The sequence below is a fragment of the Deinococcus arboris genome (assembly GCF_009755355.1).
GTDB lineage: Bacteria > Deinococcota > Deinococci > Deinococcales > Deinococcaceae > Deinococcus > Deinococcus betulae.
This window is the reverse complement of sequence record NZ_WQLB01000024.1, coordinates 41,429-67,754: the sequence shown is the minus strand read 5'-3', so window position 1 is coordinate 67,754 and position 26,326 is coordinate 41,429. Positions and strand designations below refer to the sequence as shown.

Sequence of the window (26,326 nt, the reverse complement as noted above, 5' to 3'; positions counted from 1 at the left end):
CACCTGCCTTCTACCTCTAGCCATACTTCGCCTTGTGTTCCTTCTTCTGCCGGGCGTAGTCCTCGTTCGCTTCGGCCTGGTCCCACTTGGCCTTGAATATACGGGCCGATTCGGCCTTGACCGGGTCTTCGGGAGTGCGGGGCAGTTCGGGGCGGCCGTGGGCGCCGCTCTGGCCTTTCTTGTCGTCGGGTACGGGGCCGTCGTACTTTTTGCCGCCCTTGTGGTTGGCGTAGCGCCGCGACCGGGTAAAGCCCATTTGCAGGAACTTGCGGGCCATATCGGCGCCCACAAAGTCACCGGCTTTCAGGTAATCCAGGAACAGGCCGTAAATGGTCTCACTGCTTTCACGCGCAGCGTCCGGCGTGGCAAAGCGCCAGTGCGGCAGAATCTCGCCCTTGTATGGCTGCACCAGTAGCACCCCCTGTTCCCCCACCCCCACCCGGTACAGCTCGGGGTGGGCGCGCAGGTCCAGGGTGCGGTAATCCAGGGAGTAGTCAAATTTGGGCATAGGTGTCTTCTAGAAAGGGGTGAGGCACTGGCAAGATCTGGCGGCCTCTCGCTTGCTCGGCTCTGCGAACCTCACAGCGACTGCCAATTGGGGCGCCGTTGGCCCCGCGCTTCCACTTCTGCTGATGCGTTCAGTCTCCGTTCTCTCCAGAGCACTTGAGGACAAAGTTTCCTCAAGTGCTCTGGAGTCTGCTGCTAGTTCAGATACTGGTCGTCCATCATGGCCTGAAGCATCCAGCGAATCTTGTCGATGGTCTGCGCGTAGCCGTTGTACATGTCAGCAGTGGCGGGGTCATTGGCCTCGTCCACAGTCTGCGAATCGTCGCGGTAGCCCTTGCCCACGCGGGTCAGGTCGGCCACCAGGTCGGCCACCTGGGTTCGGGCGTCGCGCACAGTTTCGGTGGGCACCTGCACAGTGCTGTGGCGCTCAATGTCGGCAGGCGCGGCAATGGGGCTGCCGCCCAGGGCCACCAGGCGCTCGGCCTGCTCGTCAATGCCGGGGAAAATCTCGGCAATGAACTCGTCATAGGCCAGGTGCAGGTCACGGAAGAACCGCCCCCGAATGTCCCAGTGGTACTTCTTGAATTTCAGGTACAGGCTGATGGTGGTCGCCAGGTTGCGCTGCAGGGTCTCGGCCACGGTGCCGAACTCATCTTCAGAGAGGTAAGCGTGGTCCACCAGGGCGTTGTTGGTAGTGTTCAGGTGTGCGGCGTCGGCTCCGGCACTGCCGGTGGCCTGGCCCGCCACAGGCTTGCCGTCGCTGGTCGCGGCTGGAGCTGACCCTTCGGCGCTCAGGCGGTCCTTCTTGGTCTTGCTCTTATCGGCGCTCCTGTCGGCGCCCTTGGCCGCGCTGGTCTTGTCGGGGCTACTCTTGCCTTTCTTGGTCATGCGGTCACCGTACCGCCGGGCCGCAGCCGGCGCCTATACGGGCTTTCTTCACGCTCGGGCGAAGGTCAGGCCGCTGGGCTGCACGCTGAGGGTCACCTGGCCGGCCTCCAGCAGTTCGGTCAGGTGGGCCGCCACCACCGCCCGGTTCAGTACCGCCGCCCCCACAGTGGTCATCGTCACGCCCAGCGCCTCGCACACGCGCCCCAGGAGTTCATCGGGGGAGGCTGGCCCCATCTCCACCGCGCCCAGCACCGCCGCCGTGGTGCGCGCGTAGGCCGCCAGATTGGCGGCGGCCAGCCCCGGCAGGTCGGTGGTGGGGGTGCCGTGGCCGGGCAGGGTCACCCGCACGCCGGGCAAGCTCCCCAGCCGCGCGGCACTGGCTTTCTGCGCCGCCGAATCGGCACAGAAAGTCAGGGGATGCTTCTCCAGCGCCTCCGGGCCAAACAGGGCGTCGGCGGCATACAGCACGTCACCGGCGCGCACCGCCACCATCTGGAGGGCATGCCCAGGCACCTCCAGCAGCTCCAAGGTGACGCCGCCCAGCGTCAGGGGACCGGTGGCTGGCAGCGGCCGCGCGGGACTGGCCGGGGCCAGCAGAAATTTACCCTGCAACTCGCGCGGAGGCCGGGCGCCAAACAGCCCCCAGGGTTCCAGCAGCGGCTGGGTGATGATGGCGGCTTCCAGCGGCGGCGCGTAGACCTCTAGCCCCGGAAAACGCTTGAGAAGAAAGGCGTTGCCACCGTGGTGGTCGGCGTGGCTGTGGGTGTTCAGGACAGCGCTGGGCGTCAGGCCCTCGCCCTCGACAGCCCGCAGCAGTTTGCGCGCGTGGCTGTCGTCCAGCCCGGTATCCACCAGCAGCGCCCCGCCGTGACCATTGGCCAGCACGAGGCTATTCACCGCGCCCGGCAGGTAAAAGACGCCAGGGGCCAGAGGGGTCAGGAGACTCATGGCCTTCACAGTACGGGGGCCAGGGCAGGCAGACCCCTGCCCACCCCCGCGCGGCAGTGGAGTAGGCTGCCGCATATGGCTCCTGCTGAACGCAGCCCGCTCATGAAGTGGTTTCTGGAAACCAACCAGCCCGAACCCGAAGGCTTTTACGAGGACGAGCGCGAGGTCGCCGCCCAGCACCATACCCAGCCGTGGTGGAAGGTCATGTGCCTGACGGGCGTGGACTATTTCTCGACCCTGGGGTATCAACCGGGCATCGCCGCGCTGGCGGCCGGCGCCCTGTCGCCGGTGGCCACCCTGGTGCTGGTGCTGGTCACGCTGCTGGGCGCCCTGCCCATGTACCGCCGCGTCGCGGAGGAAAGCCCCCACGGCGACGGCAGCCTGTCCATGCTCGAACGACTGCTCAGTTACTGGCCCAGCAAGATGCTGGTCCTGAGCCTCATCGGCTTCGTGGCGACCGGCTTTGTCATCACCATCACCCTGTCGGCCGCCGACGCCACCGCCCACCTGATCGAAAACCCGCTGCTGCAAGAGGCCCTGGAAGGCCGCCACGTCGGCATCACCCTGCTGCTGATTGCGCTGCTGGGCGCCGTGTTTCTGAAAGGCTTCAAGGAAGCTGTGGGCATTGCCGTGGGCATTGTGGCCCTGTACCTGGGCCTGAGCCTGGTGGTGGCGGGCAGCGGCCTGATGGATATCGTGGCCCGCCCTGAACTGCTCCGGGAGTGGTGGACGGCCCTGGGTCAGGCGTATCTCTCGCCGCTGGCCATGCTGGGCGCGGCGCTGCTGGTGTTCCCGGCCCTGGCACTGGGCCTCTCGGGGTTCGAGACTGGCGTGGTCGTCATGCCGCTGGTAAAAGGCGACCCCGACGACACCCGCCAGAAGCCGCTGGGCCGCATTAGCAATGCCAAGAAACTGCTGACAGCCGCTGCCCTGGTGATGTCGGTCATGCTGCTGGCGTCCTCGGTGGTCACCACGCTGCTGATTCCCCGGCACGAGTTCTGGGCCGCCACCAGCGTGAGCAAGCCGGTCAGCACCGCCGACATCCGCGCCGGGCGGGCCGTGGTCAATGTGCCGCTGGACCATCCCACCCGCCCACGCGAGATTTATAGCTTTCTGGTGCCGGCTGGCCGCAGCGGCACCTTTACCGTTGAGGCGAACACGGTGGGGGGCCTGGTGCCCATGCTGGTCACGGTCCGGCCGGGCGGCTCGGCCACCACTGTTACGGTCGCCACGCCACCCGGCAAGGCCAACGGGCGCGCGCTGGCGTACCTGGCCCACGAGCGCTTCGGCAACGCCTTTGGCACCCTTTATGACGTGGCCACCATCCTGATTCTGTGGTTTGCCGGGGCTTCGGCGCTGGCCGGGCTGCTGAATATCGTGCCGCGTTACCTGCCGCGCTACGGCATGGCCCCCGACTGGGCGCGCGCCACGCGGCCACTGGTGCTGCTGTTCGTGGGCATCAGCGCGCTGGTGACCATCCTGTTCGAGGCCAATGTGGACGCCCAGGCCGGCGCCTACGCTACGGGCGTGCTGGCCCTGATGACCTCGGCGGCGGTGGCCGTCTTTCTGACCGAGTGGCGCCGGGGGCACCGGGGCGCGGCGGCCGCCTTTGCCCTGGTCAGTGTGGTGTTCATCTACACCAGTGTGGTGACAGTCAGTGAGCGCCCCGAGGGCCTGTACATCGCCCTGCTGTTCGTGCTGGCCATCCTGATGGTCAGCGTGGCCTCGCGCATTGGCCGCAGCACCGAACTGCGTGTGCAGCGGGTGGACTTTGACGACACCGCCCGGACCATGCTGGACGAGGTGAGCGCGCGCGGCCTGCCGGTGCGCTTTATCGCCAACCACCTGGACCAGGGCGACGACCTGGAATACCGCGAAAAGGCCCTGGATGTGCGGCTGGGCAATCACCTGTCGCCGGGCGAGGCCGCCCTATTTCTAGAGGTCGCCATCCGGGACGCCAGCGACTTCAGCGCCGCCGTGCCGGTGACCGGTGTGCGGGTGGGCCCGCACCTGATTCTGCGGGCCACGGGCCCCAGCGTGCCCAACACCCTGGCCGCCGTGCTGCTGCATGTGCGCGACCTGACGGGCACACCGCCCCACGTCTACTTTGAATGGAGCGAGAAGGGACCCGCCGCCAACGCCCTGCGCTTCTTGCTGGCGGGTGAGGGCGACATTCCGCCGCTGACCCACGAAATTCTGCGTGTGGCCGAGGCCGACGCCGACCGGCGCCCACGGGTGCATGTGGGGGGCTAAGAGCAGAACCCAGAGCGGCCACTGGTGGTGACCACTGGCCGCTCCTTAGGCGAACGCGGCGAGAGAGCGGCGGAACCCTGGTCTGTGGGTGGACCTGGCAGCTGCTGTGAGCTTGGCCCCGCGCCTTTGAGCAGATCAAAAAGACCAACAGAACTTTCTTCAGGGTCACGGTCTCAGCCGCAAAGGCTGTGTGGCAGCGCTGGTCTCTAAGGCTGCTCTGGAGTGAGCGTCCTTACGCGAGGCCAGAATCACCTCTACCCTGGTGTCGGCCAGCGGGACAACGCCAGGCCGGCCGGGTGTAGCCTGCCCGGCGTGAGGACACCCCCCGTTCCCTTTCGCCCCTCGGCGGCGCAGCTGGGCCTCGTGGCCGCCAACTTTCTGATGTGGGGCGGTTTCTTTGCCGTGATTCCCCTCGTCACGGTGCATTTCAGCGGTCCAGTGGCCCAGGGCGGGCTGGGCTGGGCGGCGGCCAGCGTGGGGCTGGTGCTGGGCCTGCGCCAGTTGACCCAGCAGGGCCTGACCGTATTTGGCGGCGCCTGGGCCGACCGCCTGGGACCAAAACCACTGATCGTGTGGGGCTGCGCGCTGCGGACCCTGGGCTTTGCCTGGATGGGCTTTTCGGACAGCCTGCCCGAGCTGCTCGCCTCGGCGCTGCTGGCCGGGGTGGGCGGCGGCCTGTTTGACGCGCCCAAGAGTGCGGCCATTACCCAGGTCACCCACCCCGACCACCGCACCCGCATGTTCAGCCTGACCAGCCTGTCGGGCAACGCTGGCATGGTGACGGGGCCCCTCCTCGGCACCGCGCTGCTGGGCCTGGGCTTCCGAACTGCGGCGCTGGTGGCGGCCAGCGTATACGTGCTGGCGGGCCTGGTGCTGGCCGTCACCCTGCCGCACCTGCGTCCCGAGGGCCGCCCTGGCAGCAGCCTGGCGGGGCTGCGGCAGGCCGCGAAAGACACCCGGTTTCGGCGCTTCACACTGGTCCTGATTGGCTATTTCATCCTGAGCACGCAAATCAACGTGGCGGTGACCCTCAAGGCCATCAGCCTGGCCGGGCCGGGGGCCACAGGGCCGCTCTATGGCCTCTCGGCGGGGCTGGCCGTTTTGCTGCAGTATCCGCTGCTGCGCCTGGTCGAGCGCTGGCTGCCGGTCAGAACGGCGCTGGTTACCGCCGTGGCCCTGGTGGGCCTCAGCCTGGGGCTGATGAGCCTGGCAGGCACCTTTCCGGCGCTGCTCGCCTGCGTGGCGCTGTACAGCCTGGGCACCATGATCGTGTACCCCACCCAGCAGACCCTGACCGCGCGCTTTTCGCCGGGCGCGCTGGTGGGCAGTTATTTTGGGTTCTCGGCCATCAGCCTGGGTGTGGGGGGCGCCGCCGGCAGCGTGCTGGGCGGCGCGCTGGTAGATGCGGGCGCTCACCTGGGCCTGGGCGCCCTGCCGTGGCTGACCCTGGCGGCCATTGGGGGCATCAGTGCGGTAGGCCTGGCCTGGGCGCTGCGCGGCTTTGATGGTGGCCCGGATGGGAATGCCGCCGAAAGTTGAGGGTGGCGCTTGATAGAGCGCACCACAACGCGGTCAAAACCAGTGGAACGGGTACGGGCTCCGATTGAGTCGGGCAGACTCCCCGATGAACTTCAAGCGAACTGGGAAAGCGGCGCAGCCGGCAAGAGCCAGAAGGAGAAGTTCCGGAGCCTGCGAGATGGGGTCGTAGCCGGTACCCCCGGCTGGGCCGCGCTCAAAGGGACCCTGTACGAGAAGCGGCGCAGGGAGGCGGGAAGCCACAACGTGCTGTTGAGCAGGCTACAGCTCCTGTCTGCCTCTTTCTCCCTCTCGCTTCCCCCAGATTCAACCGTTGTTACAAATCATTGAAGAGGAGTCTGAAGACCTGCGAAGTGGGCTAGACGGCCAGGCCCCTCAAAGAGGGCGGCCAGACCCCACCGGGCCTGGCCGCTTGCTCCTGCTCAGGGCTTACGGCTGCGACCGGAAAGGGTCCAGGCTCAGGGCCGGCGCACTTTGCAGCGCCTGCACGCCTGCTTGCAGCAAGGTATCCACGCCCTGCGTGAGCTGGCGAATCTCGGGCTCACCCTCGGCGCGGGCCTGGTCGGGCTGCACCCGCTGCGGGTAGGGCGTGCCGTCAGGCTTGGCGTAGTTCAGGATGGTCAGCTGCACGGCGCCCTCGCCCACGGGCCAGACGCGGGTGGCGGTGTTGCCCACGCCCGCAGTTTCCTCGCCGATGATGGGGCCGCGCCCGGCGTACTGAATCTCGAAGGCAAAGAACTCGCTGCACGAGGCGCTGCCCTCGTCCACCAGCACCGCCACCGGGCCGCTCCAGAGGTTGGGGTTACGCACGCTGCCGCGCACCATCCCGTCTTCAATGCGGGTGCCCCGGCTGACCACGGTGCGGTCGTTGCCGTCCGGGCTGCGCGCCACGCGGGTCAGGCTGGGCACAAAGGCGCTGACCGCGCTGTCGCACTCGGCCAGGCTGCCGCCGCCGTTGCCGCGCAGGTCCACAATCAGGCCCGTCGCGCCCCTCGCCTGCGCCTGCCCGACCAGGTCATGCACACCCTGGGCAATGCCGCCGCCCGACAGGAACGTGGGGATGCGCAGCACCGCCACCTCGCCGGCCCCGGCGCCAGGCACGAACGACAGGCGCGGCAAGTCACGGGTGCTGCTCTCACGTGCCGTGAGGGTCAGGGTCAGCGTCTCGGCGCGGCGCGTCACGCCCAGCACGATGGTCCGGCCTTCCTCGCGGGCGCGGCGCAGGTCCTCATAGACATAGGGCTGGCCGCCGATGGTTTGCAGCACGTCGCCGCGCTGCAAGCCCGCTTCTGCGGCGGCGCTGCCGGGCACCACCTCGGTCACCACGCGGTTCTGGCCGTCTAAGCGGGCCAGTTTGACGCCAAATTGCAGGCGGTTACCGCCGGTGGCGCTGGCCACGAACTCGCGGTAATCCTCAGGGGTATTGAAGAAACTGTGGTCGTCGCCCAGGGCCGTGAGTTCGGCGCTTAGCACGGGGTAGGCCTTGGCTTCCTCGCAGGTGTCGGGCGCAGGCGCGCACACGGCGCTCAGGCGCAGCTGATACTCCTCGGTCAGGGCGGCGCGGTCCACGGTGGACAGGCCGCCGTACTGGTTCTGAATCAGCAGGTTGACCTTGTTAAAGATGTCCTGCGCGGGCGAGACCACGCCCTGCGCGGCGGCCCCAGGGGCCAGCGACGCGCCCAGCAGCAGGGCGGTCAGGCCGCCCAGACGCGCGGCGCGCAGAAACGGCAAAGAGGGCCGGGCGAAGACACGCGGTGCGGGACGGCGGGGGACAGGGCTGGTCATGGATGACCCTTATTCTGCCTGCAGCAGATGGGAATTTGGTGGGCCAGAATTGCAATAGACGTCACAAGAAGCGCCCGCCCACACGACCTTTTTCTGGGCTACGCCACAGGTGACCGCTGATACAGTTCGACCAGGCGGCGCAGGAAACGCAGGCCTGGGCCCAGGCTGCTGAGCTGCACCCATTCGTCGGTGCGGTGGGCGTTGCCACCCCGGTACACCCCCACGGCGGCGGCGGGCAGGCCATGCGGCACGGCGGCGTTGGCGTCGGTGCTGCTGGACGCCACGCGGATATCGGCCCGCACCTCGCGCGCGGCCTCGCGGACCAGAGGCAGGAGTTCGCCGCTGTCCAGGTCGCCGCCAGGGCGATCCCCCACCCGCTCCAGTTGCACCCGCACCCCAGCTTCCCGCGCCGCCGCGTGTAGGACGGAAACCGCCCGCGCATCCAGGTCCGAGAGCAGGCCGGCGTCCAGCGAGCGCAGGTCCAGCAGCAGTTCGGCCTGCCCCGCAATCGAATTGACACTGGTGCCTCCGCCCGCTACCCCCACATTCAGGGTGGTGCGGGGGCTGGTGGGCAGATGCAGCCCGTACAGGGCGCTGATGGCCCGGCCCAGGGCGTGCAGGGCGCTGGGCGCCTGGTCCCCCCACGAGTGGCCACCCGGCCCCACAAAGGTCGCCCGGTAACGCCGCACCCCTACCGCCCGCGTGACCGCAATGCCCAGGTAGCCGTCCACCGCCACAAACGCCCCCAGGGCTGCGCGGTGCTGCGAGAGCAGGTGCTTGGCGCCCCGTAGATCCCCCAAACCCTCCTCACCCACGTTGGCGGCAATCCAGAGCGGGCGGCGCAGGGTTACCGCCGCGCCGCGCAGGTCGCGCAGCAGGGCTGTCACCACCGCGAGGCTGGCGCTGTTGTCCCCCACGCCAGGGCCGATCAGGCGCCCGCCTTCCTCGCGCACCGTCACGTCGGTGCCGGCCTCAAAGACCGTGTCCAGGTGCGCGGCCAGCAGCAGGGCGGGGCGGCCCTCGGTGCCGGGCGGGGTGATGCGGGTCAGCACATTGCCGGCGTCGTCGCGCTCGGTGACGTAGCCCAGCTCGGTCCACAGCGCCGCGACCAGCGCGGCCCGCACCCCTTCCTCAAAGGTGGGGGCGGGGGTCTGGGCAATGCGGGCGAGGTACGACAGGGGCATTGCGGGCCATTGTAGTCGGGGAGGTGGGCCTGAGGTGGAGGAAAAGAAAAGAGACATGGAAGCGGGGCGTGGCTTTTGCACCGCGCCCCGCCTCTCCCCTTTTCTCTTACCGCCTGAGCATGCGGCTGCCGATCATGCCGGCCAGCCCCACCAGCCCGGCCTTTACCAGCGGGCTGCTGAGCATCCCACCCGGCGCAAAGGCCGCCTCTAGGGGACTCTTGCCGTCCTGAGCCGGGGCCTGGGCGGTGCGGGTGTAGGCGTCAATCAGGTCGTCGTCGTCGTCATGACGGACAGTCTGCACCGGGTTGCTGGGGCTGCGCACGATGGCGTCGCCCATGTCGCGGCGCTGGTCTGAGCTCATGCCGCCGACGTAGTCGCGCATGATCTGCTGACGCTCCTCGGGCGAGGCATTATCCAGGTAATCGCGGATGTAGGCCGCCGCTTCCTGCGGGCTGACCTGTCCGTCGCCGTTGGTGTCACGCGGGTCAAGGCGGGCCATCTGTTCGTGGCGGTCTTTTTGCTGGAAGAACATGGAAACCTCCGTGGGAAAGCGGACCGGGCGGCGCGCAGAGCCTCAGACCCATCTGTCTGGGCGGCGCCCACCGTGTTTGAACGGCCCCACCCTACGCAGCCCCGCGTGACCGCGCGTGAGGGGCGCCTTCAGTGGGGTTGAGAGAAGCAGTTGTGGGGTGTGGAAGAGCCCGGCACGTTCTGCCTTCCTGTTTTCACTTTCCATATCCCACACCCCACTTCCCGCCTTTTGGGACAATCCCACGCCCCCGGCGGCGCTACAGTCGGCCCTGTATGCGCTCACTGGTGCTGATTGGTCACGGCTCTCACCTGAACGGAGAATCGGCGGGCGCGGTCTACCGCTACGCGGAGTTGCTGCGCGGGCGCGGCCTGTTCGATGAAGTCATTGAGGGCTACTGGAAAGAAGAACCCTCGCTGCGGCAGGTGCTGAAAACCACGGCCAGCACGGACATCACGGTGATTCCCATGTTTATCTCTGAGGGGTACTTTACCGAGACCGTGATTCCGCGCGAGATGGGCCTGGGCCACCAGGGGCCGGTGCCTGAAGGAGGCGTGGCGCGCGTAATCGGCGGGCGCACCGTGCGCTACACGCTGCCTTACGGCGTTCACCCGGCCATGACCGACGTGATTCTGGCCCGCGCCCACGAGGCCCTGCCCGACGCCAGTCCGCAGGACACCGCTCTGATTGTGCTGGGCCACGGCACCACCCGCAACGAGAACAGTAGCCGCGTGATCTACCAGAACGCCGACCGCCTGAGGGACAGCGGCCACTTTGCCGAGGTACACGCCCTGTTTCTGGACGAGGACCCGAAGGTGGGCACCTGGCCGGAGGTGGTGAAGGCCCCGCGCGTCGTGGTCGTGCCCTTTTTCGCCTCGGAAGGCTGGCACACCCTGGAAACCATTCCCGAGGATATGGGCCTGACCGGCACCGTCACGGCCTTTCCCGACCACCCGCACGGCCCGCAGCAGGTGTTTTACGCCAAGCCGGTGGGTACCCACGCGGCGGTGGCCGACGTGGTGCTGCACCTGGCCGAAGAGGCGCGCGGCGCAGGTGGCCAGGGCGACCCCGAACGCGGGCACGAGGCGGCGTGGCAGACCTTTCTGGAGCGGGCGCGGGCGGGCCTGCGTGTGGGCGAGGTGCTGCTGACCCCCGAACTGGGCGTCTTCGAGCTGCGGCACATGCTCGACGAGGGGCTGCCCGGCGGCGAGCTGGTGACCCTGGTGACCCCCGAGGGGGTGCGGGACCGGACGCGCGTGACGGACGGCGGCGACCACCGCCCGGTGCATACCCTGCGCACCCTGCCGCGCGGCTGGCGCGCCGTGCTGAACGAAGCCGACCTGCGCCGCGCCGTGCATTACCTGTATCCGGCGGTCGTGGAAGAGACGTACGCCCATTCCTGCCACGCGCTGCGGCATACGCCCTGGGCCACCACCGCGCGGCGCCAGACCGGCATTTACGCCAAAGTGCAAAAGGCCACCCCTGCCCAGGTCGAACATGTGGCGCAGGAGGTCTGTAGCGGCTGCCTGCGCACCCGCCTGTGGGCCGGCGAGCGCCTGACCTTTACCTTCCTGGACAGGGTGCCGGGCGGCCTGCCCTGCGCCGAGGCCTGCACCTTTCTGGTGGCCGAGGTGCGTGAAGAAGTCAGCGGCAAGCGCGGCGCCGGGCACGGGCACAGTCACTAGGCGCCCTGCCTGAGACCAGACCGCGTCACTGGACCCTGTCACCAGGCCCCAAACGCCCTTTTCGTCCCAGTCCTCTGAACACCCTGGCCGCCCCGCGCAGCCGGGGTGTTACGCTGGGGTACGGCAGACCTTCCGGGGCCACTGCACACCATGTCCACCCGCGTCCCGAGAGACGCCCCGCGCCCGGCGCGGTAAGCCCGTCCGAGAGACGGCGATGGAGACAGCCCATGTTCAGCACCGCGACATCCAGGCGTCGCCCCGACCAAGTTACGGGGGACGCCTGTCCTACTTGGCCCGCCCAGGGCACGGAGACCGCATGACCACCAGAGGCGCACTGAAGTACGAGGGCAAGGCCAAGCGCGTGTACGCCACCGACACTGCCGAGGAGTATGTGGTGGAGTACAAGGATGACGCCACCGCCTTTAACGGCGTGAAAAAGGCCCAGATTGGCGGCAAGGGCGCGGTGAACAACGCCATCACGGCCCACCTGTTTCCGCAGCTGGAAGCGGCCGGGATTCCGACGCACTTTCTGGCGCAGCTCTCTGAGACCGAGCAGCGCGTGCGGGCCGTGACCATCATTCCGGTGGAGGTCATTGTGCGGAATGTGGCGGCCGGGTCGTTCAGCAAGCGCCTGGGCATTGAGGAAGGGACGGCCCTGGCGCGTCCCGTGGTGGAGTTCTGCTACAAGAGTGACGCTCTGGGCGACCCCCTCATCAATACGGACACCGCCGTGGCCCTGGGCTGGGCCACTCCCGGAGAACTGGACCGGATCCGTGAACTGGCGCTGAAGGTGCAGGCCTTCCTGGTGCCGTATTTTGCGGCGCGCGGCGTAAAGCTGATTGATTTCAAGCTGGAATTTGGCCGGACCGCCGACGGCACCGTCATCCTGGCCGACGAAATCAGCCCGGACACCTGCCGCTTCTGGGACGCCCAGACGGGCGAGAAGCTCGACAAAGACCGCTTCCGCCGCGACCTGGGCGGCGTGGAAGACGCCTACAACGAGATGCTGCGCCGCGTGATGGCACCCGCCGGCACCTGACCTATGACGCCTGGCCCCTCCCCCCTTGCCCACGCCTGGGCGTTTGACGAACTGAGCACCGCTGGCCCCGAACATCTGGACGCCGGTCAGGTGGCGGCCTACGACGCGCGCGCCCAGTTCGACCCGGCGCCCGACATTGACGTGCTCAGGGCCCCGGGCCTCTCCCGGCAGGACACGGTGCTGGACATGGGGGCGGGAACAGGCACCTTTGCGGTGGCCGCGGCGCCCCTGTGCCGGCAGGTGCTGCTGGTCGAGCCTTCACGCGCCATGCTGGACGCCGCCGCCGAAAAGCTCAGGGCCGCCGCCCTGGACAACGTCAGGCTGATCGAAGGCAGCTTCCTGAGTCTTCAGGTGGCGCCGCCCGTGGAGTTCATCTTCTGCCGCAACGCCCTGCACCATCTGCCGGATTTCTGGAAGGTGCAGGCCCTGCGGCGGCTGCGCGCGGCCCTGAAGCCCGGCGGCGTGCTGCGCCTGAAAGACATCGCCTTTTCCTTTGCACCTGCCCAGACCGAGGCCAGTCTCTCGCAGTGGCTGGAAGCTGCCGCGCACTACCCGCCCGGCAGCTACACCGCCGACATGCTGGCCACCCACATCCGGGAAGAATTCAGCACCTTTACCTGGCTGCTCGAACCCATGCTGGAACGCAGCGGCTTTTGCATTGAGCAGGCCGAGTACAGTTCGTCCGGCGTCTTTGCCGCCTACATCTGCCGCGCCGCCTGAACGCGCGATTTCTGGAGCCTTTTATGTCCACCTACAAAGCCAAAGTGTTCGTGACCCTCAAACCCAGCATCCTTGACCCCCAGGGCCGCACCGTAGAGCGCGCCCTGTCACACCTGGACCACGGCAACGTGGCCGGGGTGCGCGTGGGCAAGTACATCGAATTGACCCTGACCGGCACCCGCGAGGCGGCCGAAGCGCAGCTGAAAGACATCACGCAGAACGTGCTGAGTAACCCCGTCATGGAAGACGCCCGCTGGGAGCTGGAGGAGGCGTGAACACCGCCGTTATCCAGTTTCCCGGCTCTAACTGCGACGGCGACGCCCTGCACGCCGCGCAGCTGCTGCTGGACGAACGCAGCCAGTTTGTCTGGCACACCGAGGCGCAGCTGCCCCAGGGCACTGACCTCGTGTTTCTGCCCGGCGGCTTTTCTTACGGCGACCACCTGCGAAGCGGCGCCATTGCCGCGCGTAGCCCGATTATGGAAGCGGTGAAAGCCCACGCCGAGCGCGGCGGCTTTGTGCTGGGCGTGTGCAACGGCTTTCAGGTGCTGACCGAATCGGGCCTGCTCCCCGGCGCCCTGAGCCGCAACCGCGAGCTGCACTTTATGTGCAGGCCCGTGCATCTGCGCGTGGAAAACACGGGCACGGCGTTTACCGGTGCCTATGCCCAGGGTCAGGTCATCGAAATTCCGATTGCCCACGGCGAAGGCAACTACTACGCGGACCCAGACACCATTGCCGAGCTGGAAGGCGAAGGCCGCGTGGTGTTCCGCTACGTGGACAACCCCAACGGGTCGCTGAATGACATTGCTGGCATCGTGAACGCGCGCGGCAACGTGCTGGGCATGATGCCGCACCCCGAACGCGCCATTGAAGCCTTGCTGGGCAGCGAAGATGGCCGGGGCCTGTTCGAGAGCCTGACGGCCGCGCTGGCTGCGCGCTAACGCATGAGCCGCCTGCCGTGGGACACCCTACTGCTGTGGGGCAGCGCTGCTTTACTGCTGGCGCTGGTCCTGCTGCCTGTCTTCACGGCCTGGCGTGTTCCGGCCCTGCTGCCCTGGCCCAGAGCGGGACTGGCCGTCGGGGCTGCGCTGCTGGCAGCTGTAGTGCTCACCGTGCTGCTGACCTTTGCCCTCGGCCTGCTCGGCACTGTCGCCCCCACCTGGAACCCCTACCGCAGCGCCGCTTTTGAACCTGTGGACGCCGGCCTCTTCGAACTGTTCCTGAGCGCTTTTTTGGCGCTGGTGCTGACGGCCGGCGGTCTACTCTGGTGGCTGCGACTGCTGGTGCGGGGGACAGGATGAGTCTGGTTGGTCACGTGACCCAGCTCTTTCGTTACCCCATCAAGTCGGTGGGCGGGGAAGCCCTGACGCAGGTTCAGGTGGACGCGCGGGGCCTGACGGGCGACCGCTGGTGGGCCGTTGAGGACGAGGACGGAAAGTTCGGCTCAGGCAAAAGCACCCGCCGCTTCCGGCGGATGGACGGGCTGCTTGAGTTCCGCGCGGCGCTGGCGGATGGAGAGGCAGAACCCGCCCTGACCCTGCCGAGTGGCGAGACGCACCCAGCCACCTCGCCGCAGGCCACCGCTGCCCTGCGGGAAAGCACAGGCCGAATCGTCAAGGTCACACCCGAACGCGAGATTTCTCATTTTGACGAAGGGGCCATCCATCTGCTGACCACCTCGGCCCTGGCCTGGCTGGGTGAGGCGCATAGGGCCCCTGTGCCCGCCGAGCACTTTCGGCCCAACATCCTGCTCGACACCGGCTCTGCTCCTGAACACCTGGAAGAGAGCTGGCTGGGCCAGCACTTGGCCATCGGCGATGACCTCATCATCACTGTCGTTGCCCCCATGCCCCGCTGCGTGATGGTGAATCTGGCCCAGCCAGGCATTCCCGCTGACGACAGTGTTCTTAAAAGCATCTCGACCCTTCATCCCGACGTGTGTTTTGGCGTGCTGGCCCATGTGGCGCGGCCCGGCCACCTGCGCCTGGGTGATTCCGCCCGCATCCTCTGACCCCCCAAGGAGTTTTCATGACCCAAGCCGCCCCCTCTCTCCGTGACCGCGCCGGCACCTTTGGCCTGACCACAGACGAATTCGACCTGCTGGTGTCGCGCATTGGCCGCGAGCCGAACGCCCTGGAAGCCGCCATCGTGGGGGCCATGTGGTCCGAGCACTGCGGGTACAAGAACAGCCGCCCGCTGTTCCGCCACTTTCCCACGACAGGGCCGCAGGTTCTCCAGGGGCCCGGCGAGAACGCGGGCGTGGTGGACATTGGCGACGGCTGGGGCGTGGCCTTCAAGATGGAAAGCCACAACCACCCGTCGGCCGTGGAGCCGGTGCAGGGTGCGGCCACCGGCGTGGGCGGCATCCTGCGCGACATCTTTGCTATGGGCGCGCGGCCTTTTGCCGTGCTGGACAGCCTGCGTTTCGGCAACCCCGACAGCGCCCGCACCAGGTTTCTGGTCAATGGCGTAGTGGAAGGCATTGCCCACTACGGCAACGCCATTGGCGTGCCCACCGTGGGCGGCGAGGTGACCTTTCACCCCAGCTATCAGGAAAACCCACTGGTGAACGTGATGGCCCTGGGGCTGCTGCGCCACGAGGACCTAGCCAAGGGCACGATGGGCGAGGTTGGGAACACCATTGTCTACGTCGGCAGCAAAACCGGGCGTGACGGCCTGGGCGGCGCCGTATTTGCCTCGGCCGACCTGAGCAACGCCAGTCAGGCCGACCGCCCTGCCGTGCAGGTGGGCGACCCCTTCATGGAAAAGCTGCTGCTGGAAGCCACGCTGGAAGCCATTCAGGCCGGCGTGGTGGCGGGCGTGCAGGACATGGGCGCCGCCGGGCTGGTCTCTAGCACCTGCGAGATGGCCTACCGCGCGGAACTGGGCATCACTATGGACCTGGACCTCGTGCCCACCCGCGAAGAAGGCATGGTCCCTATGGAGCTGTGCCTGAGCGAAAGCCAGGAGCGCATGATTCTGGTGCCCGTCCCCGGCAAGGAACAGGCGCTGCTGGACCTGCTGGCCAAGTGGGAACTGGACGTGGTGACGATTGGACAGGTGGAGGCCCACAACAACTACCGCCTGACCTGGCGCGGCGAAGTGGTCTGCGACCTGCCCGTGGCCCTGCTGAACGAGGCCCCCAAGTACACCCGCGAGGGCGTGGAGTCCGAGGAGATCAAGGCCAAGCGCGAGCGCGACCTGAGCGGTGTGCCGGTGCCAGGCGACCTGGGCGCGGTGCTGGTGGACCTTCTGTCTCATCCCACCATTGCCAGCAAGCGGCCCATCTTTGAACGCTTTGACCATCAGGTGATGACCAACACTGTGGTTGTGCCGGGCGCCGCCGACGCCGCCGTCATGCGCGTGAAGGGCAGCGGCATGGGCGTGGCCGCCACCAGCGACTGCAACCCGCGTTTCGTGTACCTGGACCCCTATGCGGGCGCCGCCGCCGCCGTGGCCGAAGCCGCCCGCAACCTGGCCTGCGTGGGCGCCACGCCGCTGGCGATTACCGACAACCTCAACTTCGGCAACCCGCACCGCCCCGAGGTCTACTACCAGCTGGAACGCGCGGTCCACGGGATTGCCGACGCTTGCCGCGCCCTGAACACCCCCGTGACGGGCGGCAACGTGAGCCTGTACAACCAGTACACCGAGGGCGATGAGCGCGTGGCGATTCACCCCACCCCGACCATCGGCATGGTGGGTGTGCTGCCGGACGTGACCAAGCGCGCCACACTGAACTTGAAGGGTAAAGGTCAGACCCTGTACCTGATTGGCGACCACGCCGACAGCATCGGCGCCAGCCAGTACCTCGAAACCCTGCATGGGCTGGAGGCTGGGCAGGTGCCTGCCCTGGACCTGAACCGTGAACAGGCCGTGATTGACGCCGCCCTGCACCTCATCCGTGCGGGCCTGACCGACACGGCCCACGACTGCGCCGAGGGCGGCCTGGCCGTGGCCCTGGCCGAGATGGCGATTGCTGGCGGCGTGGGCCTGAAGGTGGACCTGGACGCCCCCACCCACACCCGCCCGGACGCCGTGCTGTACGGCGAGGCCCACAGCCGCATCCTGGTTGCCACGCGCGATGAAGCTGGGGTCGAGGCGGCGCTGGCGGAACGCGGCGTGCCCTTCAGCCGTCTGGGGACGACGGGTGGAACGAGCGTCACCATTGCCCTGCCGGCCCACCACATACACTTGAGCGTGAACCTTGACACGCTGCACCAGGCGTTCGATGCGCCGCTGAAAGGGATTCTGGGATGATTTTTGACCCCGTCACCGACAAACCCCAGGACGAATGCGGCGTGTTTGGCCTGTACTCGCCCGAACCCAACGACCTGGCCTGGCTGACCTACCTGGGGCTGTTCGCCCTGCAACACCGGGGCCAGGAGGCGGCGGGGATGTGCGTCTCAGACGGCGAGCGCTTTCATGTGGAAAAGGACCTGGGACTGGTTACTCAGGTGTTCGATGAGCGCCGCCTGGACAGTGTGCGCCTGGCCAACGCCCGCGTGAGCATTGGGCACGTGCGCTACAGCACCACCGGCAGCAACCTGCGCTTTAACGCCCAGCCGCTGACGACCCGCACCAACAAGGGCATTCTGGGCCTGGCCCACAACGGCAACTTCGTGAACGCCCGCGAAGTCCGCAACGCGATGCTGATGCAGGGCGCGCTGTTTCAGACCACCAACGACAGTGAAGTGATGCTGAACCTGATTGCGCGCGAGGCCGACTTGGATCTCATTGAGGCCACCGCCGCCGCCATGAAGGAACTGAAAGGCGGCTTTGCCTGCGTGCTGATGAGCCGCACGCAACTGCTGGGCTTCCGCGACCCCAATGGCGTGCGGCCCCTGGTCATCGGTCAGCGGGATGACGGCGCCTACGCGATAGCCAGCGAACCCTGCGCCCTGTACGCCGTGGGCGCCCGCCTGCTGCGCGACGTGCTGCCCGGCGAACTGGTCTGGGTGGATCGCAGCGGCCTGCATTCCCTGATGGTGCAGCCCCGCCAGCCCACCCCCTGCGCCTTCGAGTGGATTTACTTTGCCCGCAGCGACAGCCAGCTGGACGGCGTGGACAGCCACGAGAGCCGCATTCGCATGGGTCACCAGCTGGCCAAGGAGCACCCGGTGGACGCCGACATTGTGGTGCCGGTGCCCGACAGCGGGATTGGCGCGGCCATTGGCTACGCACGCGAAAGCGGGATTCCCTTTGACTACGGCCTGTACAAGAACCCGTATGCGGGCCGCACCTTTATTGCCCCCACCCAGGAGGCGCGCGAGCTGAAGGTGAAAATGAAGCTCTCGCCCACCAGCGCCGTGCGGGGCAAACGGGTGGTGTTGGTGGACGACTCCATCGTGCGCGGCACGACCAGCCGCCAAATCGTGAACCTGCTGCGGGAAGCGGGCGCAACAGAAGTGCATTTCCGGGTGAGCAGCCCGCCCATCAAACACCCGTGCTTTTACGGCATCGACACCGCTGCCCGCAAAGAACTGGTGGCGAGCACCCACAGCATTGAGGAAATCCGCGAGTTGATTGGGGCCGACACCCTGACCTTTATCAGCGAGCAGGGCATTCGGGAAGCGGTGAGTGGGCCGGGGTTGTGCCTAGCGTGCTTTAACGGGGAATATCCGGCGGGGACGCCTTTGCTGAATGATGTGGATAAGCTGGCTTTAGAAGTGTAATATTGTTAAAGTGCGATTACATAGTGGGTCGCCGCCGACAGGTCCCAGTAAGGGTAATAGTTCCAGCTCGATGGTATAATCGAAGCTGGGACGAGGAGGAGAGACCACAATGCCCGCGCACCGCCGCTTGCACAGGTTCTCCCACGCTCCGTAAGGAGCGCATGGTTTACTGTGATCTGTGAAGATCATAGGGAACGGCAACAATTTTGCACCCCTCTGGCATTTGCCGTTGTGCGTACGCAGAGGGGTGTTACATTTTGCTTAGACGCGAGTTTTATTTTTCAAAGTCAGAGGTCAAAAAGTCATATTTTCAATATAAGTTGAGTAGAAGAGATGGCTTCGACTCTACAATATTTACCATCCCCATGGGTGTAGATGGTATTGAATTTAGGGACTTCGAAAAACAGCTGGAAAAAAACTTGGATAACATCTCTCTAAGATTGCTTTCAGGTAGATATTTCTTTTCTCCTCTTCGGGAGATAGAGATTCCCAAAATTCCAAAGGGATACCGCACGCTATCCATCTCTACAATTAGAGATGCCATAGCTCAGAGGCAGATTTACAGTTCAGTTTACGAATTATTTGACAAGCAGCTTATGAATCAGAGTGGGGATGAAATCTGCTTCGCATACAGGAAAGGTTTTTCGGCACCTAGAGCCGCAATGCAAGTCAGGAAATATCTAAATTCTGGCTATGTTTGGGCAGTTGATGCAGATATCTCTAAATTTTTTGATGAAGTCGATCATGAAATATTAATTGATAAGCTAAGCGATATCATTGAACACGATGAATTGATTATCAATCTCTTTAAAAGATTTATAAAAAGCGACAAAACCCCGAGTAGCACATATTTAAGAAAAATATACAAAGGAATGAGGTCAAAATTTATATTTAAGATTACTAAGCCCAAGCGGGTACATAGGAGTATAGGTATTCCACAAGGCGGCATGCTTTCTGGACTTCTGGCTAATATTTATCTTGCCGATTTTGACAAATGGATTATTGGCACTTTAAGATTAGCTCACGACCTCGTATATATCAGGTATGCAGATGATTTCATAATTCTTGCCAAGTCCAAAGACTCGGCTGAGGCAATTAAGGCTGAGTGCGCAGAAGCGCTCCATCGGCTACGGCTTACTCTTAATGAGAAAAAAACATTCATTTTAGATTGCAATTCACAGGATATTGAATTTTTGGGGTATAAAATCTCATCTCGTCAGCTTTCGCCTAAATCAGACAATATAATTAAGTACATTAAGTCTCTTTCCAAGACTTTAGACGAAGTCAATTACGACTACTTAATTGGTAAAACTAAGTCGCGTTGTATAAGAAGGTTGGCCAATAGAGTCAACCATAAGATACTTGGCCTTCCTGAGAAGCGATGTGAGTTATGCAACGGCACTACTAATGGTAATCCCAAAAGTTGGGTGTCGTTTTTCTCGGCCACTACTAATCCCAGAGTTTTTCGCGTGATCGATAAGGAGATTCGCAGAATTATTTATCTAAAACTCAATAATAAGCTAGGAATCACTTGTTCAAGACGTGAATTGTATACGGCTGGCCTATTAAGCCTGGAAAGGGAATATTATAGAATCAAACATCTAAAGAAATGTGAATGTAGATTAAACATTTTCAAACCACTGGATTATAATACGCTAAGCCCTAAAAATATCTACAAGGACTGTCATATAAACTCTAAAATCAATCAAAGTGTCATGATTATTAATCATTATCTGATCCAGAAAAGCGCCACATACAACAAAGTTTTAATATTTCAATCATTTAACTTGAAATTAGCCTAGCTATTTTCTATATAATATATCGTTGTTTGCAATTTTTAATACCTGTCTAATATTTCCAAGACCTCAAAAATGGTTTGGGGTCTTTTTAGATCATATAATATATACATTATAAATTACAAAGCGGCCTCCGCCTATAGGAATAGCAGTGACGCCAATAAATAAGATGCCCGTCACAGCTTACGGCACATTTGTTTTCGTGCCATAATGTTAGCGAAGCAAATGAGTTTCGTGCGATACTGCAGAGCTGTCCGCTCTACGCCCGCATCCCCCCACCCTGCTGCCTGTTCATCCATGCTGGCGGCTTCGGCGCAAAGCGGCCCAGAATCGTCTGTTGGTCGTAGGCCAGGTACGCCTCGGCCCAGGGGAAGGTCTGGTTCAGCACGCGAATGGCCTCGCTGCTGCCCATGCCGTGGTCCAGCTGGTACAGCACAAACTGTTCCGGCGTTTCCAGCCGCAGGTAGGTGGGCATACTCCCCGCATACTCGTCCAGCACGCTCTGAAACTCGCCCACGGCATCGGGTGTAGCGCTTTCCAGGTCAATGGTCACGTACATAACTTTGGGCACGTCAGACAGCTGCTCCACACTGACGACTTCCTCGGCAATGGCGCGCAGGCCGCCGTCCTCGGATTCCAGTTCCACAATGATCAGGGCGGGCGTGTCATTCACCAGTTTGTCCTGAATCCGGTCATAGGCGCGGCTAAAGGCCACCAGTTCAGTCTGCCCGCTCTCGTCGGCCAGGATAAAGCGAGCCATCATGCCGCCTGACTTTGTGGGCTTCTTGACCACGCTCTCGATCATGCCCGCCAGCACCGCCTTAATGCGCTTGCCGGGGGCCACGCTCTGCGTCTGAAACCAGGTGTCCAGGTCCGAGACCCGGCAACTGGCGGCCTCGCGCAGGCCCTCGTGCTGCTCCAGCGGATGCCCGGAGATATACAGGCCCAGCGCTTCTTTCTCGATAGACAGGCGTTCAAGGTCGGTGAAGGTGGGAATGCCGGTGCGCAGAGCGCGCTCCTGCTTGACCTCGTCCATGCCAAACATCATGGACATGCCGCTCTGGGCGCGGGCATTGACCTCGGCGGCCCCGGCGGCGTCTTCGAGTGCGTCCTCGACACTTTGCAGGAGCTGGTTGCGCTCGCCAAACTGGTCAAAGGCGCCGCTTTTAATCAGGCTTTCCAGCGCCTTGCGGTTGCAGACTTTGTTGCCCAGGCGCGAGCAGAAGTCCGCCAGCGACTTATACCGCCCGACACGCTCGCGCTCCTCCAGAATCTTCAGCACGGCGGCCTCGCCCAGGCCCTTAATCGCGTACAGCCCGAACAGAATCTCCTCGCCCTGTACCGCAAAGTCGGCGGCCGAGCGGTTGATGTCCGGCGGCAGCACCTTTACGTCCATCTTGCGAGCGTCACTGACGTATTCCGCGACCTTATCGGAATCACGGCGTTCGACCGTTAAGAGGGCCGCCATGAATTGAACAGGGTAGTTTGCTTTGAGCCAGGCGGTTTGATAGGTGATGACGCCGTAGGCCGCCGAGTGGCTGTTGTGCACCACGAGATCGTTCGCCACAAAGTTGTGGGTGCCCGGCACTTCCAGATCGTAAGTCTGGGCCTCACCCGCTGGCTCAATACTGGTGATGGTGTCCCAGTGCAGATCATCCGAGCAGGCATCCAGCAGCGCCGCGTCCTCGAAAAACTCGCCCAGGGTCTGAATCGTCGTGCGGCGGAAGCCTTTTTTGTGGGCTTTGGGCGCGCCGTAGAATTCTTTGGTGCAGACACCGGAACGGGTTTCAATCTCGCGCCAGCCCAGGCCGCTGGCCTGCTTGGCGGTCTGTACGCGCGCCTTGATACTGGCCGGCACCGTGTCGATTGTTTCGCGGCCTTGGGGCACGCTGGCGTAATAAGACCGCAGTGCGGCCAATTGCTCATCGCGGTCCACCAGATGCGGCGCAATCACGTTCAGGAACTGGTCTATGCTGCGCCGCCCCACCAGATGCACGGTGTAGCCGGTGCGGCCTGCTGCATCCTCGCCACGAACATATGCGAAGTGCTTCTCGGTCACTTTGGCAACCATCCCCAGACGCAGCAGGACATGGGCCAGGTCATCGGCCAGCCGACGAGACGAAGTCGCAGCGTAAGGCGTGGTGTTCCCCGCTCCATACAGGAAGCCGTCGCCCGACCAATAGCGCCCCACCAACACGGCCAGCGAAGCGTTATTGAGGCGGAAAGCGGCCGCAGGCAGCGCTTTTTCGGTGGCCTTTATCCCTGTCAGCCTCAGCCCTTCCAGCCACAGGCGTACGCCGGACTTGCCACCTGCGCTGCCGCGTACGCCACTCCCCAGATACACGTCATGCACGTTTTGCCGCTCCGGGCGCACCTTCACGCTGGGCCGGGTGTTAGGGAATTCTCCGGCCAGAACCACCATGTCGGCCACCTGCGCCTCACTCTGCGAATACAGATAGGCGCCGCAGGGGTGGCAGGTGTTACCTTCAGCCAGCACCCAGCCCAGCAAGGCCGCTTCGTGATCCGGCCAAGCCTCGGTGCCCAGTTCGGGCAGGCGGGCAGGCACGGCAATGCGGTCGCCCGGCCCCAGGTCTTCCACGTTGCGCCAGCCGTCCAGCGTCAACAATGGGTGGTTGCCCGTGGCGGTCAGTTCACGGCCCAGGGCCGTCCTGACTTTGAACACCGGCTTCACGCCGTTGTCAAAGAATTGCCCGGTTGGGCGCAGTTCCATGCGGTACTCAGCGTTCACGCTGGGCAGTTCAACTCGCTGACCTTCGCGGTACAGATCCTCAATCCGGCGGAGCTCGCCGCCCGCCACCGGCACACGCGTATCGCCCGTCAAACATTTATTGAAGCCGTAATTTGCAAAGGCATCCAGCAAATCGAAGAGTTTATTGCCCTCTTCCTTTGGCACACTGTTCTTCTCGGCGCCGTCTACAAAGATTTGCCGCTGCCGTTTCATTTCCTCGGCGTCTTTCTTGCCCATCGCCCGGCGCAGCAAGTCGGCGCCGCCCAAGGAAAAGCCCGCAACCTCCGAAGCGATCTGCATGATCTGCTCCTGATACACGGGAATGCCGTAGGTTTCGGCCAGAATCTTTTCCAGATGTTGCGCACTGGCCGGAAAGCCGTCGCGCACGTAGTCCACGTCTTCGATACCGTGGTGGCGGCGGACATAGGTGGGAATGTTTTCCATCGGGCCGGGGCGGTACAGCGCGGACAGCGCGATGATGTCGGCCAGGCGGCGCGGCTTCAGGCGGCGGGAAGCGTCGGCAATCCCTGCCCCTTCCAGCTGAAACACGCCCTTGGTGTCGCCCCGGCTCATCAGTTCATAGGTCTTGGTGTCGTCGAAGGGAATGTCGTCGAAGGTGCCGTAGGTGGCCTCGAAGTCGGTGCCGGATTCCTTGAGGATGCGCTTGGCTTCATCCAAAAAGGACAGGGTGCGCAGGCCCAAGAAGTCCATCTTGATGAGGCCGATGTCTTCCACGGCCTTCATGTCGTACTGGCACACCATGCCCTCGCCGGAGGTGTCGCGCATGACCGGCACGAGGTCGGTGAGCTGCGTTTTGCCAATCACCACGCCCGCCGCGTGGACCGAGGCGTGGCGGGTCAGGCCTTCGAGTTTCAGCGCGAATTCGTAGGCTTCCAGCAGCTGCGCGTCTTCTGCCAGCAGCTGCTGAATGTCCGGCACGGCGTCGCGCGCCTGTTCCAGACTGTAGCTCTTGCCGAACTTGATCGGAATGAGCTTGCTGACCTTGTCCACCTTGGCGTATTCCAGGCCCATCACGCGCGCCACGTCTTTCAGACACGCCTTACTCGCCATCGTCCCGAAGGTGGCAATCTGCGCCACCTTGTCCTCACCGTATTTGTCCTGTACATAGGCAATCACTTCGTTGCGGCGGGCGTCGTTGAAGTCAATGTCGAAGTCGGGCATCGAGATGCGGTCAGGGTTCAGGAAGCGCTCGAACAGCAGCTCGAATTCGAGGGGATCGAGGTTGGTGATTCGCATGGCATAGGCCACGAGGCTGCCGGCCCCCGACCCACGACCCGGCCCCACAGAGATGTCCTGATCCTTGGCCCAGTTGATGTAATCCGCGACGATCAGGAAGTAGTCGGGGAACCCCATGTTGTTGATGACGCTCAGTTCGTATTCCGCGCGGCGCAGGATGACCAGGGCGTGCAGGTGATGGGCGCGGGTGGTTTCCTCGTCGGGCTCGGACGGGTCCAGTTCAATGCTGGTGTCGCTGTCTTTCTGACTAGCCTTGCGGCAATCCTCATGGGCGTAGGCGGGGAGTTGGCACGCTTCGGCCTGCGCCTCCATCCCCTCTAATGACGGGTATTTCGTATATTTCTCGCCCGCCGCCTGACCGCGCGTTTCCCAGAGACTGCCCATAAAAGCCAGCAGGGTGAACAGGGTTTCGAGGTCACAGGTCTGGGCGTCGCAGCCGTTCACCCGCTTCAGGACTGCTGGAGCATCCTCACCCAGCGCCTCCAGCGACCTCAGCGCGTAGTCGCGCAGTAGATTCTCTGTCGCGTGGCCGGGATAGCGCTTGACGGTCCCCCGGTAAGTCTGCACGCGCAGTTCCTCTTTCATGGTGCGGCCCTCGGGAATGGGCAGCTCGGGCATCTGGTACACACGCTTTTTACCCACTGGCAGGTCCACATTACACAGCTCGGCAATCATGGCGGTGTTGTCGAAGGGCTCCTCGCCCCAGTCGGCCACCGGCAGGGCGCGCTGCATTTCCTCTAGGTCCTTCACATAGAACTCGTCGCAGGGGAACTTGAAGCGGTTCTCGTCGGCCAGCGTGGCTTTCGTCTGAATCGCCAGCAGCGTTTCGTGGGCAGTGGCGTCCGTCTTTTTCACGTAGTGGCCGTCGTTGGTGGCGACCATGCCAATCCCCAGTTCCTGCGCCCAGGCCCTCAGAATCGGGTTGTTCTTCTTCTGCTCGGGCAACCCGTGGTCCTGAACTTCGATGAAGTAGTTCTCGCCGAACAACTCGCGGTACCACAGCAGGCGTTTTTTCGCGTCCTCTTCGCGGCCCTGCAGCAGCAGTTGCTGCACCTCGCTGCCCAGGCAGCCGGAAAAGGCGATGACGCCTTTGTAGTGCTCCTGTAGCAGTTCGTGGTCAATGCGCGGCTTGTAGTAATAGCCCTCGGTGTAGCCCCGGCTGCTCAGGCGGCAGAGGTTCTGGTAGCCCTCAAAGTCACGCGCCAGCAGGGTCAGGTGAAAGATGCCCTTCTCGCCGTCCTGGCCGCGCGTGCGGTCGCGGCGGGTGCCCTGCCCCGGCACCACGTAGGCCTCGTAGCCAATGATGGGCTTCACACCCATGCCGGTGGCGTAATTGTAGAAATGCACCGCGCCGTGCATGTTGCCGTGGTCGGTCATGGCCAGGGCGGGTGTGCAGCCGTCCGGCGTGACTTCCTTGGCCCATTTCAGTAGGTCCTTCAGTTTCGCTGCGCCGTCGAGCAGGCTGTACTGCGTGTGCTGGTGCAGGTGGGCAAAGCGTCTGGGCGCGCTTCCGCCGGGCGCCGTTGTGGGTTTACAGCACGAGCCGTCGGGCAGGTGGATATGGGGGGCAGCGGCGGCGTCGGGCGAGGTCACACGGTCAGGATAGGGCGGGGGGCCAAAGCGCACCGCGACGCGGCTCTCTTGACGGCCCTCGCTGGCCCATGTCTGTCCTGTTGAGCCACACCCTGATGAACTTGGCTGCTGGGGCGCGCCCCTTCACGTCCACTTCAGCGCGCCTGCTGATCTACCTTTGGCCTTTCGCGGAACAAAAAC

The 26,326-nt window shown here is 64.1% G+C and carries 19 protein-coding genes; 12 read left to right on the top strand and 7 right to left on the bottom strand.

The genetic code is table 11. The features are described 5' to 3' along the window. Positions 1–16 precede the first annotated feature (16 nt). The 3 genes from GO986_RS15830 to GO986_RS15820 form a co-directional block, all read right to left on the bottom strand. A complete protein-coding gene (locus GO986_RS15830) occupies positions 17–508 on the bottom strand; it encodes a DUF4385 domain-containing protein (RefSeq protein ID WP_198170728.1) in 492 nt (163 codons plus the stop codon). Between the two features lie 194 nt (positions 509–702). Next, positions 703–1,395: a Dps family protein gene (locus tag GO986_RS15825; protein ID WP_157460272.1), complete on the bottom strand. Its 693-nt coding sequence runs from the start codon at positions 1,393–1,395 to the stop codon at positions 703–705. 48 nt (positions 1,396–1,443) lie between these two features. Further along, on the bottom strand, positions 1,444–2,343 hold the full coding sequence (locus GO986_RS15820) for an MBL fold metallo-hydrolase (RefSeq protein ID WP_157460271.1): 900 nt from the start codon (positions 2,341–2,343) through the stop codon (positions 1,444–1,446). 75 nt (positions 2,344–2,418) lie between these two features. Here GO986_RS15820 and GO986_RS15815 point away from each other — a divergent pair, with 75 nt between their 5' ends. Then, complete coding sequence (locus tag GO986_RS15815) at positions 2,419–4,596, top strand: APC family permease (protein WP_157460270.1); 2,178 nt, start codon at positions 2,419–2,421, stop codon at positions 4,594–4,596. A 312-nt stretch (positions 4,597–4,908) separates the two neighbouring features. Further along, on the top strand, positions 4,909–6,135 hold the full coding sequence (locus GO986_RS15810; RefSeq protein WP_369409419.1) for an MFS transporter: 1,227 nt from the start codon (positions 4,909–4,911) through the stop codon (positions 6,133–6,135). A gap of 426 nt (positions 6,136–6,561) precedes the next feature. Here the strand turns inward: GO986_RS15810 and GO986_RS15805 are convergent, their stop codons facing one another. The 3 genes from GO986_RS15805 to GO986_RS15795 all read right to left on the bottom strand — a co-directional run bounded on the left by GO986_RS15805 (position 6,562) and on the right by GO986_RS15795 (position 9,633). Then, the gene (locus GO986_RS15805; RefSeq protein ID WP_157460269.1) at positions 6,562–7,917 is read right to left on the bottom strand and encodes a S41 family peptidase; all 1,356 of its coding nucleotides are present in this window, start codon (positions 7,915–7,917) and stop codon (positions 6,562–6,564) included. A 98-nt stretch (positions 7,918–8,015) separates the two neighbouring features. Continuing rightward, entirely contained in the window at positions 8,016–9,101 is a 1,086-nt protein-coding gene (locus GO986_RS15800) for a M20/M25/M40 family metallo-hydrolase (protein ID WP_198170726.1), read from the bottom strand. Positions 9,102–9,207: 106 nt separating this feature from the next. Beyond that, positions 9,208–9,633, bottom strand: coding sequence for an EF-hand domain-containing protein (locus GO986_RS15795; protein ID WP_157460267.1), 426 nt, complete (start codon positions 9,631–9,633; stop codon positions 9,208–9,210). Positions 9,634–9,905: 272 nt separating this feature from the next. Between GO986_RS15795 and GO986_RS15790 the strand changes: the two genes are divergently transcribed. From GO986_RS15790 to GO986_RS15745, 10 genes are all read left to right on the top strand, one after another. Next, positions 9,906–11,315, top strand: a complete 1,410-nt coding sequence (locus tag GO986_RS15790; protein ID WP_157460266.1) for a CbiX/SirB N-terminal domain-containing protein — start codon at positions 9,906–9,908, stop codon at positions 11,313–11,315. 316 nt (positions 11,316–11,631) lie between these two features. Further along, positions 11,632–12,354 (top strand): phosphoribosylaminoimidazolesuccinocarboxamide synthase, encoded by a 723-nt coding sequence (gene purC / locus GO986_RS15785; protein WP_157460265.1) that lies wholly within the window; start codon positions 11,632–11,634, stop codon positions 12,352–12,354. Between the two features lie 3 nt (positions 12,355–12,357). Continuing rightward, positions 12,358–13,074 carry a class I SAM-dependent methyltransferase gene (locus GO986_RS15780; RefSeq protein WP_157460264.1) on the top strand — a complete coding sequence of 239 codons (717 nt, stop codon included), beginning with the start codon at positions 12,358–12,360 and terminating at the stop codon, positions 13,072–13,074. Between the two features lie 23 nt (positions 13,075–13,097). Continuing rightward, positions 13,098–13,349: a phosphoribosylformylglycinamidine synthase subunit PurS gene (gene purS / locus GO986_RS15775; protein ID WP_157460263.1), complete on the top strand. Its 252-nt coding sequence runs from the start codon at positions 13,098–13,100 to the stop codon at positions 13,347–13,349. Next, on the top strand, positions 13,346–14,017 hold the full coding sequence (gene purQ, locus GO986_RS15770) for a phosphoribosylformylglycinamidine synthase subunit PurQ (protein WP_369409417.1): 672 nt from the start codon (positions 13,346–13,348) through the stop codon (positions 14,015–14,017). Before purS ends, purQ begins: the two co-directional genes overlap by 4 nt. A gap of 3 nt (positions 14,018–14,020) precedes the next feature. Further along, positions 14,021–14,377: a hypothetical protein gene (locus tag GO986_RS15765; protein WP_157460261.1), complete on the top strand. Its 357-nt coding sequence runs from the start codon at positions 14,021–14,023 to the stop codon at positions 14,375–14,377. A gap of 14 nt (positions 14,378–14,391) precedes the next feature. Then, positions 14,392–15,087, top strand: a complete 696-nt coding sequence (locus GO986_RS15760; RefSeq protein ID WP_198170724.1) for an MOSC domain-containing protein — start codon at positions 14,392–14,394, stop codon at positions 15,085–15,087. Positions 15,088–15,104: 17 nt separating this feature from the next. Beyond that, on the top strand, positions 15,105–17,336 hold the full coding sequence (gene purL / locus GO986_RS15755; protein ID WP_157460259.1) for a phosphoribosylformylglycinamidine synthase subunit PurL: 2,232 nt from the start codon (positions 15,105–15,107) through the stop codon (positions 17,334–17,336). Next, positions 17,333–18,751: an amidophosphoribosyltransferase gene (purF, locus tag GO986_RS15750; protein WP_157460258.1), complete on the top strand. Its 1,419-nt coding sequence runs from the start codon at positions 17,333–17,335 to the stop codon at positions 18,749–18,751. The genes purL and purF overlap by 4 nt, the downstream gene beginning before the upstream one ends. A gap of 365 nt (positions 18,752–19,116) precedes the next feature. After that, positions 19,117–20,553, top strand: coding sequence for a reverse transcriptase domain-containing protein (locus GO986_RS15745; RefSeq protein WP_157460257.1), 1,437 nt, complete (start codon positions 19,117–19,119; stop codon positions 20,551–20,553). Positions 20,554–20,806: 253 nt separating this feature from the next. On the opposite strand, the gene dnaE is transcribed toward GO986_RS15745, so the two are convergent. Continuing rightward, a complete protein-coding gene (dnaE, locus tag GO986_RS15740; protein WP_198170722.1) occupies positions 20,807–26,146 on the bottom strand; it encodes a DNA polymerase III subunit alpha in 5,340 nt (1,779 codons plus the stop codon). Positions 26,147–26,326 lie beyond the last annotated feature (180 nt).

Bases quoted from the DNA above. Each gene is read 5' to 3' on its own strand.
- GO986_RS15830 (WP_198170728.1), bottom strand. From the start codon at position 508: ATGCCCAAATTTGACTACTCCCTGGATTACCGCACCCTGGACCTGCGC.
- GO986_RS15825 (WP_157460272.1), bottom strand. From the start codon at position 1,395: ATGACCAAGAAAGGCAAGAGTAGCCCCGACAAGACCAGCGCGGCCAAG.
- GO986_RS15820 (WP_157460271.1), bottom strand. From the start codon at position 2,343: ATGAGTCTCCTGACCCCTCTGGCCCCTGGCGTCTTTTACCTGCCGGGC.
- GO986_RS15815 (WP_157460270.1), top strand. From the start codon at position 2,419: ATGGCTCCTGCTGAACGCAGCCCGCTCATGAAGTGGTTTCTGGAAACC.
- GO986_RS15805 (WP_157460269.1), bottom strand. From the start codon at position 7,917: ATGACCAGCCCTGTCCCCCGCCGTCCCGCACCGCGTGTCTTCGCCCGG.
- GO986_RS15800 (WP_198170726.1), bottom strand. From the start codon at position 9,101: ATGCCCCTGTCGTACCTCGCCCGCATTGCCCAGACCCCCGCCCCCACC.
- GO986_RS15795 (WP_157460267.1), bottom strand. From the start codon at position 9,633: ATGTTCTTCCAGCAAAAAGACCGCCACGAACAGATGGCCCGCCTTGAC.
- GO986_RS15790 (WP_157460266.1), top strand. From the start codon at position 9,906: ATGCGCTCACTGGTGCTGATTGGTCACGGCTCTCACCTGAACGGAGAA.
- purC (WP_157460265.1), top strand. From the start codon at position 11,632: ATGACCACCAGAGGCGCACTGAAGTACGAGGGCAAGGCCAAGCGCGTG.
- GO986_RS15780 (WP_157460264.1), top strand. From the start codon at position 12,358: ATGACGCCTGGCCCCTCCCCCCTTGCCCACGCCTGGGCGTTTGACGAA.
- purS (WP_157460263.1), top strand. From the start codon at position 13,098: ATGTCCACCTACAAAGCCAAAGTGTTCGTGACCCTCAAACCCAGCATC.
- GO986_RS15765 (WP_157460261.1), top strand. From the start codon at position 14,021: ATGAGCCGCCTGCCGTGGGACACCCTACTGCTGTGGGGCAGCGCTGCT.
- purL (WP_157460259.1), top strand. From the start codon at position 15,105: ATGACCCAAGCCGCCCCCTCTCTCCGTGACCGCGCCGGCACCTTTGGC.
- purF (WP_157460258.1), top strand. From the start codon at position 17,333: ATGATTTTTGACCCCGTCACCGACAAACCCCAGGACGAATGCGGCGTG.
- GO986_RS15745 (WP_157460257.1), top strand. From the start codon at position 19,117: ATGGGTGTAGATGGTATTGAATTTAGGGACTTCGAAAAACAGCTGGAA.